Here is a 12,745-nt window from a genome sequence, read left to right as displayed (position 1 = left end):
TTTTTAGTCTTAAAATTGATGTTGTTTTAACCAAACGAGATTAATACTCTCCTATTTAAGTTTTAGAAATATGTTCTCGATTTATTTTCTTGATATACTTTTACCCAATCTACCTGTATATTGAAAGGTAAATCTGCATCTAGAATAGCTCCTGGCCATCCCAAACCACCCGATTGGTTGAGGATTAGGTAAAAAGGCTGATCAAATGGCCAAGTTTTATAATCCGCATTTTCAGGCTTATTATAAGTGTATTGAAGTATATTATTTACATAGAACTGGATATATTTTGGAGTCCATATTATCCCATAAATATTAAAATCATTTAATTTATATTTTGCAGCGTGTGTAGCAGAACTATTCCCTTTAGAATTAGTTACTGAGGCATTATGAATAGTTTGATGGGCTACTTTCTCAAAATTAACTTGTTCCATAATATCAATTTCGCCACTATTGGGCCAAGTACCATAAGTACTTTTTTCGGGCATCATCCATATTGCAGGCCATGCGCCCTTACCTGATTTAAATTTTGCCTTTACTTCTACTTTACCGTATAAGAAACTAAATTTTCCTTTGGTTTGTATGCCTCCAGAATGATAAGGGACATTATCTTCATCAATTTTCTGATTATCCATCATTAACATTAAACTACCTCCGCTTTGGTATACGTATTTTGAAGAAGGTGTTAAATATTTACTCCAAGGAGAATTTCCACGAGGACTAAAAGTCCACTTTTTTTGATTAAAATCCCCCCGTGAATTAAATGAATCCTCAAAAACGAGTTTCCACTTTGGTTCTTTATTTTTTTGAGAGATATTTTCTGAAAACCTTGAAGTTGCTTTACAACCTAATAACATGATGATGTAGCTCATCAGTATTATAAAAGTATTTTTCATTTTTTTAGGATTTAAAAAAAGCTATTGTATCTGGGTTATTTATGAGCCTTTATAAAAAAGATGTACGAATGAGGCTTAATATTTTTGTTTATATAATGCTTGGTAAAAGCTAAAGCCTTTTGCAGCCCATGCATTAAAATGCCAAGCGTTTAAACGTTTTATAAAATCATCGTAATTCTTTGCTGCAACAGGGGTCCATAATCCTTCGGCTAGTGCTGGCATTCTTGGCAACATCATATACTCTAAATATTCTGTTGTAGCAATATTCTCTGTCCAAAGAGCGAACTGACTTCCTTTGATAAATTGATGTTGCTCGGTATTTAGTTTAGCAGAATGAGGATCGTAATGGTATACTTTATCTATACTATTTATAGAGAATCCCGCTGCAAAAGGCTCTGTTTTTGGATCGGCTTGATAGCGGTTAAAGTATAAAGGATCACTAGGAGACATGATTACATCATGACCTTCTTTTGCAGCTGCAATACCTCCTTTTTCGCCTCTCCAGCTCATTACGGTTGCAGATGAGGCTAGGCCACCTTCTAAAATCTCATCCCATCCTAAGAGTTTTTTATCATGAGCTAACAAAAAAGTCTCAATTCTTTTGATAAAATAGCTTTGTAAGTCGTGTGCATCTTTCAGGTGCTCTGCTTTTTTTCTTGATTGGCATTTTAGACATTCTTCCCAACGGAATTTCTCTACTTCATCCCCACCAATATGAATATACTCTGATGGGAAAATCTGCATCACTTCTTTTAATATATCTTGTAAAAAAAGAAAAGTACTATCGTTACCAGCGCAATATTCAAAGTTTACACCTCGGTGTCCTTTAATTCCATTCACAACAGTAGAATTTGGCACTGCTTGTGGAATTCCAGTACAGGAAAACTGTGGGTAGGCCGCTAAAGCTGCACCTGAATGTCCGGGCATTTCAATTTCTGGAATTACAGTAATATTTCTGGCTTTTGCATACTCAACAATATCTTTAGCTTGCTGTTGAGTATAATAACCGCCGTACTTATAAGTATCATTAAGGTTTAAAGTTGAATCTTTAGCATACCAACGGCTACCATAAACTTCTTGTCTCCATGCACCAACACTGGTTAATTTTGGATATTTATTAATTTCTAATCGCCATCCTTCATTATCAACCAGATGCCAATGAAAAACATTCATTTTATAGCTTGCAAGTAAATCAATAATTTCTTTGATAGTTTCTACTGAGAAAAAATGACGACTTACATCCAGCATCATCCCACGCCAACCGAAACGGGGATAGTCTGTGATTTCCATAAAAGGAATGTTTAAAGCTTCATTTGTTCTAATTGCAGGTAGACATTGTATTAAGGATTGTACGCCATAAAAGAGTCCTTCTTTAGCATTTGCTTCAAGTAAAATCAAATCTTTAGCTACAGTTAAACGATATCCTTCTTTACGTAAGCTTGCTATATCTACCAATTTAAATTCGATTGTTTGAGTATATTTTTTATTACTGGATAAAGTAATACCAGATATTTTATGGATATGTTGATTAAAAAAATCTACCAAGGTTCTTAACTCGGTATTTTTTTTAGGATAGCTAACAATCGTTTGATTATTGATGGTAAATGAGCCATTACCAAGTTTGATGTTTGCTGGTTTTGGAATAATATTATTTTGTGCTTTAACTATTCTAATTGGCAGAAAAGTTATTAAACTTAATGCTAGTAGTAATCCTAGTTTTTTTTGGAGTATCATCATGATATTTATAAAAGGTTCTGGCGGGTTTATTTCTTATTTAAAATCTTTTTAGCATCTGTATCTTCGTATTTATCAATCAACTGTATCATTCTGCTTTTAAGTGCAGGAATAACTTTTTGATATACTGGATTATCGTAAACATTGTGGATTTCGTAAGGGTCTTTCTCTAAATCATATAACTCCCAACCTTCTACTTTTTTATAAAAGCGGATAAGTTTGTATCTTTTAGTACGTATGCCAAAGTGAGGAGAAACTGCATGTTCTCCGTTTTCATAATAATGGTAAAAAATAGCATCACGCTCCTTTTTCTTATCACCGGTTATTATGGGCATAAAAGACTCTCCTTGCATTTCTTTTGGAATTGCTAAACCGGCGATATCTAACATGGTTGGAGCAATGTCTAAATTCAATATCATATTTTCACTTACGGTTCCGGCTTTTACAACCCTTGGATAACGCATCACCATTGGCGTACGGAAAGATTCTTCATACATCCAACGTTTATCAAACCATCCATGTTCTCCCATGTAAAATCCCTGATCAGATAAGTAAATAACCACTGTATTTTCTGTTAAATTATTTTTATCTAAATAATCCAAGGTTCTACCAATATTGCGGTCAAGTGATGCAACAGTGCTAGCGTAATCTCTCATATAACGTTCATATTTCCATTCAGCTAGGGCTTTACCACTTAGGTTTCTTGATTTTAAATCTGCTTCTATGGGTTTATAATATGCGTCAAATTTTGCTCTTTGTGCCGGATTCATTCTTTCAATCATGGGTTCATTTTCAGAAGCGTAGCTTAACATTTTTAAATCATAACTCATTAAAAGATTTCTGCTCACCTGCATCTCCTGTAAACTTGCAGCTTTACGCCATTTATAATCATCATAAAAAGTAGCTGGTAAAGGAAATTTCACATCATCATACAAATTAAAATCGGAAGTATCTGGAATCCATGTTCGATGTGTTGCTTTATGACCGATAACTAGACAAAATGGTTTATTAGGATCACGCTTATCTAACCAGTTTTCAGCTTTTTCTTCAATAATATTGGTTACATAACCTTCTGTATTTTCTATACTACCATCCATTCGAATGAATTCAGGGTTATAATAATCTCCTTGTTCTGGCAAAATATTATAATAAGTAAACCCTTCTGTTTTATTACCTAGATGCTGTTTTCCTATCCAAGCGGTTTGATAACCATTAGTTGCTAGGTGCTTTACAAACATATCCTGTTTGTAGTTAAAAACTGAGGTTTCATTGTCTTTAAAGCCATTTTTGTGACTATACTTACCTGTTAATATAACAGCCCGGCTTGGTCCACAAATTGAATTAGTAACATAAGCTTTATTAAAAGTTACGCCTTCTTTTGCAATGCGATCAATATTGGGTGTTTTTATAATCTTACTGCCATAAGCCCCAATGGTTTGAAAGGAGTGATCATCAGAAATGATGATGACAATATTGGGTTGTTTTTTAACTTCTTTACTTTTACACCCATGAGTAAGAAAAGCCAATAGCATGCTAAGCCAATAAATATGGCGAAAATCAAACATTTTCATGTTTAAGAATTTAATTGTTAAAAATTAACTGATTATACTTTGATTGCACATCAATATATAGACGGTTAATACTGCTATAAGTAGTATTGCTTTTTGAAAGATTTTAAAATTTAAACTTTTTGAAAATCAAAAAAGAGGCTATTTCAAATTACATTTTTTGTTAATAGCGGAATCGAAGTTTTTCTCCTTCGACTCCGCTGGATGACAATCGACTCCAGTTAATATGATAAGTATAGTATTTGAGACTGATTCTTCATCTTCTTTTAAATTTAATAGCCATAATTCTGATCACTTTCGTTAATCTCATCATTGGTATTAATCTCATCTACTGGTATTGGTAACAATAGATTCTTTTTCAATAACTCAGGTGTTGAAGGTAGTAAGCGGTCTCTAAAATTGGTTACATTGCCATTTGCAGCTGCATAATCAACAAATGCTTTGGTAATGTTGTGATTATTATTATTATCTATAATCATTTTAAAATAATCTACACCTCTACGCCTAGTATCAAAAAACATTTCTGGTTCTCCTGCTAATTCAAATAATCTTTCAAAGAAGATTTTATTACGTAAATTTTCTTTCGTAATGTCCAATAATACATTTTTAGGATTAACACTAGCTGGAGTTGCAGAATTTCGAGCTCTTGTTAATACTTTGTTGATGTATTCAACAGCTTTATCTTTATTGCCTAATTCATTTTCAACGTCAGCCATGAGTAAAAGAAAATCTGCATAACGGAAAAGAATAAGATTTTTATTGCTGTTTTGTGCTGTAGCGGTAACATCCATTAACTTACCGTAGTATGCCCAACCTGGATGATCTCCAGCTCTCTTTGTAAAGTTATCTACCATACGTGTAGATAGTTCAGAAATTTTTGGGTTAGTTGGATTGCTCAAGTTGTCATATTTGATAGAATCAATAGCTACAAAAATTGGGTTTGTAGGCGTCCCCTGATTAGCAGATCTCAAGTAAGGATATGAAAACTGTTGCTGATTATTATTAAGTGATTTCCAACTTGAAACAAAACTCACATTTAGACGTGGATCATTAAGGTAAGTACCTTTAAATAAATCAAAAAAGGCTTTTGATGCTCTCTCTCTACCAAAACTTATACCTGTAGTTGAATTTGCAGGTGAAAAAATCCAACTTGTTCGGTTACCTGTTGTAATAGATGCGGTTGAAAAATTTAATTGAAAAATAGATTCTACGGAATTATTTACGTGGTTAACAAATAGATTTCTAAATTTTGGTTCTAAATCGTAGTTACCCTCAATGATTACCTTATCTCCTATAGCTTTGGCTTTTGCCCAATAAGGTGAAGACGAGACATTCTCCTGACTTGCTAAAGTAAAATAAAGTTTCGCCAAATAAGCGTAAGCAGCGTATTTAGTTGCTCTTCCAATTCCATTTGCACCTAATTGTTCTTTAGTTTTAAGATTTTCTGCTGCATCTAACCAATCTTGTTCTACTTGGGCATAAACCTCAGCTCTTGGCGATCTACCTACGGCAATTGTTGTGGTAGATGTTGGAAACAATCTTAAAGGTACATCTCCAAACATATTTGCCAAATTAAAATAGCAAAAAGCCCTTAGAAATTTAGCTTCTGCAATACTTTGCGTTTTATATTCGCTACTCAGATTACTTTCTGTAACACTATTGATAAAGAAATTGCATTGACCAATGACTCTATAATAAGCTCCCCATGTTGTGTTAACCAAACCATTTGTTGCCGGTATAGTTAATGATACTAGCAGGTCATTATCGCTTTTATTTGTTTGTGCCCAAGATAGTCCGGAAGCTGCAACAAGTACCTCTGTAGTTTGCTGACCATAGCTACCATAAGTTGTTAAGTAGCCATAGCAACCCTTAAGCGCAATTTCTGCTGTAGATTCTGCTTCGAATGCTGTTTTACTATTAATAGAAAACTTTGGGTCTTCTTGCAATAATTTTTCGCAAGATGAAGACAAAACTGTTATCATTAATAATCCAATATATTTTAACTTTTTCATTTCCTCAAGTATTAAAATGTAATATTAAGACCAAAAATAAACTGACGTGGGTTTGAGTAAGAATTTAGATCTATGCCAGGTCTTAGCCCATCAAAAGCAAAAGTTCTCATCTCTGGGTCGTAGCCTGTATAATCTGTAATTAAAAGCACATTTTTTACTGATGTAAATAAACCTACATTCTGTACAGTTTTTTTAAGTAATTTTTTGGGAATATTATAGTTTAAAGTGATATCACTTAATCTTAAAAAACTACCATCTTCAACATATCTATCATAAAGCACATTTTGTAAATTGCTATTTACAGAAGGGAAAAGATTAGACGGGTTAGTTGGTGTCCAACGATTTTCAAACGCATACTTGGTTAAATTCCCTGTGTTTATTGATGGTGTTTCTTCGTATCTTAAGTTTCCGTTAACAATATCATTGCCATAGACACCATAAAATGTAGCAGATAATGTTAACGTTTTGTGGCTGAATGATGTTCTAAAACCATAACTAAAGTCTGGATTTGGATTACCAATAATGGTTCTATCATTAGCATCAACTCTTCCATCGCCCGTTACATCAACTACTTTAATATTTCCAGGAGTCTGAGTAAATAAAGCAGATGTTGGTAAACCAGTCTCTCCAGTTTGAATAATTCCATTTGTTTTATAACCCCAAAACAATCCAGGTTCTCTACCTACTATAAATATGTTTGCTACACCAAAATGGTCCCCGATAGCGTTTCCTAGATAAGCTCTATAAGTTTCATTGCCATATTTTGCCTCTGCGTATCCTAAATCTTTAATTTGTGATTGGTTACTACCTATATTTGCAGATAAGGTCCATTTAAAGTTTTTGGTTTTAACAATATCACCATCTAAACTTAACTCTAAACCTTTATTACTCATAGCCCCTTGGTTTAAGGTAATGGAGTTAAATGAGGTTGAAGTAGGTAGGGCTTTTTCAATTAACAAATCGTTAGTTTCTTTGTAATAAGCATCAATGGTTCCACCTATTCTACCTTTAAACAAGGAGAAATCGATACCTGCGTTGTAAGCAGAAGTAGTTTCCCATCTTAAATCACTGTTTTGCAAGTTCGCAACTGCAATTGCTAATTGTTTATCACCAATGGCATTTGCATAATCAATTACTTGATCATAATTATAAAAACTGTTGTAAGGAGAAATTGATTGACTTCCGGTTTTACCGTAACCTACTCTTAATTTTAATTGATCTATCCAATTAATATTTTTTAAGAATTCTTCTTGCTCCACTCTCCAAGCTAATGCTAAAGAAGGGAAAAATTCTGTTCTATTACCTTTTCTAAATTTACTAGAACCGTCGGATCTACCGGTAAGGGTTGCTAAATATTTACCTTTAAAAAATGATAGATTTACTCTTCCCAAGAAAGAAAGTAATTGATAATCTCTTTGTTGTGGTTGTTGTTGATTAATGATAGAAGCTAAATGTAGCCCCTCTGTTCTTAAATTTTTAAACTGAAAATTTGATGCGGTTGTTGAGGTGTTTATCCAACCATAATCATCATAAGTAACACCAGCAGTTGTACTTATATCAACCAAATTTTTAATTGAATAGTTGTAATTAACTAAGTTTTCAACCGTATAATTATTAGCGTTTAAAGAATTTAAACCTAAATAACCATTATTGTTTAAACCCAAAAATAAATCTGTCCCATACCATCTATCCCGATCTTGTAGCCTGATGTTACCACCAGAACGTAAGTTATATGAGAAGTTTTTTGATATTTGCCACGTTAATTCGCTAGAAACACGGGCAGATTTTTCTATGGTAAAATCATCATAATCATTTAACCAAGCCAAAGTTGTAGTTCTAGCTTCTTCACTATTATTCAATAGAGGATCTCCTGCTGGAAATTCAAAAGGGGCAGAATCAATAGCAGTACGGGCTATAGAGCCTGTAGCTCCACCTCTACTATTACCACCACTCATCATATCATTTTTCCTAAGGTTACCACTCATTGAAATTGCAAATTTCAACTTTTTGGTGATATCACCATTTAAATTTAAGCGTAATCCTTGTTGGCTTAAACTTGTACCATTTATCATTCCGTTGATAAGTTTTACATCAGTAGATAAATAATACTTTATAGCATCTGTACCTCCTGTTAAGGTTAAATCATAATTTTGACTTAAAGCAGATTGGTAAATTTCTTTTTGCCAATTTCTTTCCTCCAGAATAAAATATGTAGAAGGGTCACTAGCATCGTACACACCTCCTGGAAAGATATAACGTGTTTGATCTTCAACTTGAAAAAATTGTGCCCCTGCAACACCAGTTCTCTCATTTCTGTAAGTTCCAAATTGAGAAAGGCTCATCATATCGCGTAAGTTTGTTGCTTGCACTATTGAGTAATTGGCATTTCCACTTACTTTTGCTTTTCCTGCAATTCCTTTTTTTGTAGTAATAATGATTACACCATTTGCACCACGCGAACCATAGATGGCTGTTGCAGAAGCATCTTTTAATACTTGAATATCTGCAATGTCTGATGGATTTAAGTTAGTTAAGGGATTTTGTGCAATTTCATAATCGCCACCACCGAAAGCACTTGAGGGAATTTCTCCGGTTGATGCCTGCGGAATATTATCAATCACATATAATGGTTGGTTATCACCACGAAGTGAGTTTGCTCCTCTTATTGTAATAGAAGAAGCTGCACCTGGGCTAGCATTTGATGTGCTTACTAACATTCCTGCTACTTTACCTTGTAAAATATTTTCTACAGAAACAGCTTGCGAAGCTTCAATAGCATCGGGTTTTAAGGATGTAATTGCCCCAGTAACATCACCCCGACGTACTGTACCATAGCCAACAACTAAAATTTCACTAAGGTTAGCACTGCTTGTTTTGAGTGTAATAATTCCTACATCAGCTTTTGCTGATACTTCAATACTCTGAAATCCAATAAAAGAAAACTGTATAACGGCATTTTCTTTAACATTCTTCAATATAAAATTACCATTTATATCAGTAGAAGTTGCCTGATTCTCGCCTTTCACTTTTACACTTACGCCAGGTAATGATTCGCCTTTCTCATCAATAATTTTACCCTTAACGTCTATATTGAAATTAACTAAGGGTGCTGGAGTAATAATTACGGTTTTTTCTTCAATAGTATAACTTAAAGATTGGTTTCTAAAAATTATACTTAAAGCATCACTTATAGTTGCATTTTTAATGTCAATACTAATGGGTTTTGCACTTTTTATTAAATCAGAATTGTAAAAAAAATCATAACCACTTTGCACCCTTACCTTTTTAAGAACCGATTCTATTGAACTATTGGTTTGTTTAATGTTGATATTCTGAGCATAACTACTTGCTCTAACTTGGAATAATGTTACGACTAATATGATGAACGTTAACTTCATGATCATCAAAATTTTGAATTTTTCGGTGGATAAGCCGAAAAAATTAAAACAATAAAATTTCATACATTTGAAATGTTGGGTTTATAATTTGTTTGTATTGATGTAGAAAATTTGAATGGGTTAACCCAATTTGTCCCTAAGGTGTTCGCTGCACTTTAGGGATTCTTGTTTTAACCTAAAAGTAAAATTAAAACATAACCTTTATCCTCCTTCCTTCTACTTTAAAGTTTACATTTCCGCTTACTTCTAAAACTCTAAGAACTTGAGCAAGTGACTTAGACCGAGATATGGTACCGCTAAATTTTTGACTGATTTTTTTATTACCAATGTAAATAATATCAACATCATACCATCTAGAAATTTCTTCCATTATGGTTGTTAAGTCATCATCAACAAATAAAAAGTATCCATTTTTCCATGCTACAGCTTTTTCTAAGTCTACTTTAGAAATTTGAATCGTTAAATTGTTATGATCATATAAAGACTGCTCTCCTGGAACTAAAATTTTCGCATTTCGTTTACTACCACCTGATGAAACCCTTATAGAACCTTCTAACAAAGTAGTTTTTATAGCAATCTTACTATGTGCATCTATATTAAAATGTGTTCCTAAAACTTCAACAAGTTGGTTTCCTGTACTTACGCGGAATGGTTTGCTTTTATCTTTTGCTACCTCAAAATAAACCTCTCCGGTAATCTTTACTACTCTGTCATCTCCGTCAAAACGAGTTGGAAAACTTATTGATGATGATGCATTTAACCATATAAGAGAGCCATCTGCTAGCTCTACTTGATATTGTGCACCACGTGGTGTACTAATAGTATTATATTGTACTTCTGCTGCTTCTTCTGTATTACTTTTTAGAACTTTATATTTTAATTTTCCATCAGCAGTTTTACTTATCGATATATCTGACTGATTTACCAACTCTCCGATTGAAGAATCATCTAAAACTATTCTTTTATTATTTGCTAAAACTAGTACTGCTTTATTTTGTGCTGGGATTATCTCCTTTTGTATTTCTACAATAGTTTTAGACTTCTCTGAGGTTCTATTAAAATAAAGAAAAGTGAATAAGGAAAGAAAAATTAAAGCAGCAGCTGCACTTACTTTTATTATAAATCTATTTCTATTTAACTGCTTGATTTTAGTATCAGCGAAAGGAACTTTTTCTGATATCTTTAAAAGATCTTGTTCAATTTCTTTTTCTGATAGGTTAATCATAGCTTCACTTTTAACATAGCTATTGTACCAAGCTTCCAAAATTGCCTTTTCTTCATCGCTTATAGTTCCTAAGCGATATTTCTCTAGAAGTTGGGTTGCATTTAATTTTTTCATTTTAATTTTTGATGAACCATCAATTATAATAAAGACGGTTATGTTTTATTAAAGTAGTACTCTAGATATTTTTTTTAGCACTATTATTATTGGGTAACGTATTTTAATACAATAGCGAATATTATAAGTATGAAAGTAAGTTTAGATCGGAGCCTAGACAAGGCTTTTGAAATATGCTTTCTAACTGTATTTTCTGAAATATCTAGTTGTTCGGCAATTTGCGAGTAAGAAAGATTTTTTCTCCTACTCAATTCAAATACTTCTTTCATTTTTGTTGGAAGTGCTGAGATTTCTTTTTCTATCAAAACAATTAATTCCTTTTCTAGCATATAATTGTCTGTTTGGTATTCACCTTGATTGATGAAATCTTGCAAAGATTGTTGATGGGTGGCAACCACTTTCTCATGAGAAAATATGTCCAGTATTTTATTACGAATAGCGGTGTATAAATAAGCGGATAGTGTTGTGTTAATGATGATTGTTTCTCTTTTATCCCATAGTTTGGTAAATATTTCTTGTACAACATCTTGTGCTTCATCACGGTCTTTTAGCATTTTTACCGCATGTAGATAGAGAACACCTTTATAGCGTTCATAAATTTGTTTAAAAGCCTGTTCATACCCCTGTTGCAACAGAACAGTTAAACTTGAATCATCCAAATCGGAAAAGGAGTTCGTATTCAAAAAAACAAAATTATAGCAAGGAATAATATTTAGAATATCTAATTTATGGTTTTAATTATATATTTTAAAATTCTAAGAATTAAGTTGTTTAAATTTATGCAAAGTGCTTCAAGTTTTTTTGAATAAAAAACTTGATTAAGTTAATGCAAACTCGAATGCAAAGTTGTATAAGCTATATTATTTAAGTAGAAAGTACAAAGTAAAAGATTTGTTTAAATATTGGATAGTTTACAATTATTTATAAGGGATATTTAGATCTAACAAAAAAATCCTCTGTTAGCTTATGAGATAGTGAATTTTGAGTATTTGGAGAAAATCTTACAGGTTTAAAAAAATATTAGAATATTCTTATTATCATTGAAAAGGTATACTCTAATTTAGGTATTCACCCTTTTGATTTACACATACGACACGCCTTAAATGTTAGAACTATTAATTAAGGTCCAAGTAGCTTTTTTACTCGCTTACCTAACTCCTTATACTTGCGCAAAACGAGAACACCTTGTATTTGGGCGAAGAGGTATTAAAAGCAAATAATTATTGGATACAAGAAGACTTTACCTGCTTTCTTTTCTAGCGTTATTACACCATTTAGAGCAAAATATTATATTTAAGAGTTTAAGCTATAGCTGCAAATTTAAGTTAGGACACCTATCCACAAAAGTCCCGTTACGGAAAGTAACGAGACTTTAAGAAATCCGTCATATATTTTGATTATTCTTTTACGAAATATGTGTAATATGTAAGCTTTTTCGAATCCTCATTTATATTTCCATGAAGTAAAACTGATTCTCCTGTCGATTTGCTATAAACTTTAAAATAAAAATGATAGTATTCATTTAATACTTTGACTTCTTTGTATAAGAGACTATCTTTTGCGTTTAAAACTAGATTTAAATCCTGAGTATCCTTTAATTTTATTAAGGTAGCATTAAATTGATTGGATTCTATTTTATAAGATTCTTGTTTTGATGATGGAATTGCAAGATTATCCTTCTTACAGCTAAATATTATTAATGATAGTATTAGCATTATTATTGTGTTTTTCATATGGTGATTATTTTAGTAATCTATGTAAAAAAATCCCGTCACTTGAGTAACGGGATTTTTATTGATAT

8 protein-coding genes are annotated in these 12,745 nt (G+C 32.4%); all 8 read right to left on the bottom strand.

The window, feature by feature from the left end:
• Positions 1 to 62: 62 nt before the first annotated feature.
• The 8 genes from H510_RS0102785 to H510_RS0102750 all read right to left on the bottom strand — a co-directional run bounded on the left by H510_RS0102785 (position 63) and on the right by H510_RS0102750 (position 12,677).
• Positions 63 to 893, bottom strand: a complete 831-nt coding sequence (locus tag H510_RS0102785; RefSeq protein WP_026902921.1) for a glycoside hydrolase family 16 protein — start codon at positions 891 to 893, stop codon at positions 63 to 65.
• 75 nt (positions 894 to 968) lie between these two features.
• Positions 969 to 2,630, bottom strand: a complete 1,662-nt coding sequence (locus tag H510_RS0102780) for a beta-N-acetylhexosaminidase (protein ID WP_245584779.1) — start codon at positions 2,628 to 2,630, stop codon at positions 969 to 971.
• A gap of 26 nt (positions 2,631 to 2,656) precedes the next feature.
• The gene (locus H510_RS0102775; RefSeq protein ID WP_036691736.1) at positions 2,657 to 4,192 is read right to left on the bottom strand and encodes a sulfatase family protein; all 1,536 of its coding nucleotides are present in this window, start codon (positions 4,190 to 4,192) and stop codon (positions 2,657 to 2,659) included.
• Between the two features lie 275 nt (positions 4,193 to 4,467).
• On the bottom strand, positions 4,468 to 6,207 hold the full coding sequence (locus tag H510_RS0102770; RefSeq protein WP_026902918.1) for a RagB/SusD family nutrient uptake outer membrane protein: 1,740 nt from the start codon (positions 6,205 to 6,207) through the stop codon (positions 4,468 to 4,470).
• 11 nt (positions 6,208 to 6,218) lie between these two features.
• Complete coding sequence (locus H510_RS0102765; RefSeq protein ID WP_245584778.1) at positions 6,219 to 9,605, bottom strand: TonB-dependent receptor; 3,387 nt, start codon at positions 9,603 to 9,605, stop codon at positions 6,219 to 6,221.
• A gap of 187 nt (positions 9,606 to 9,792) precedes the next feature.
• Entirely contained in the window at positions 9,793 to 10,944 is a 1,152-nt protein-coding gene (locus tag H510_RS0102760) for a FecR family protein (RefSeq protein ID WP_026902916.1), read from the bottom strand.
• 86 nt (positions 10,945 to 11,030) lie between these two features.
• Positions 11,031 to 11,627 (bottom strand): RNA polymerase sigma-70 factor, encoded by a 597-nt coding sequence (locus H510_RS0102755; RefSeq protein WP_026902915.1) that lies wholly within the window; start codon positions 11,625 to 11,627, stop codon positions 11,031 to 11,033.
• 714 nt (positions 11,628 to 12,341) lie between these two features.
• A complete protein-coding gene (locus H510_RS0102750; RefSeq protein ID WP_026902914.1) occupies positions 12,342 to 12,677 on the bottom strand; it encodes a hypothetical protein in 336 nt (111 codons plus the stop codon).
• Positions 12,678 to 12,745: the final 68 nt, after the last annotated feature.

The organism is Pedobacter glucosidilyticus DSM 23534 (assembly GCF_000425145.1).
GTDB classification, from domain to species: domain Bacteria; phylum Bacteroidota; class Bacteroidia; order Sphingobacteriales; family Sphingobacteriaceae; genus Pseudopedobacter; species Pseudopedobacter glucosidilyticus.
This window is presented reverse-complemented; position numbering and strand designations above follow the sequence as displayed.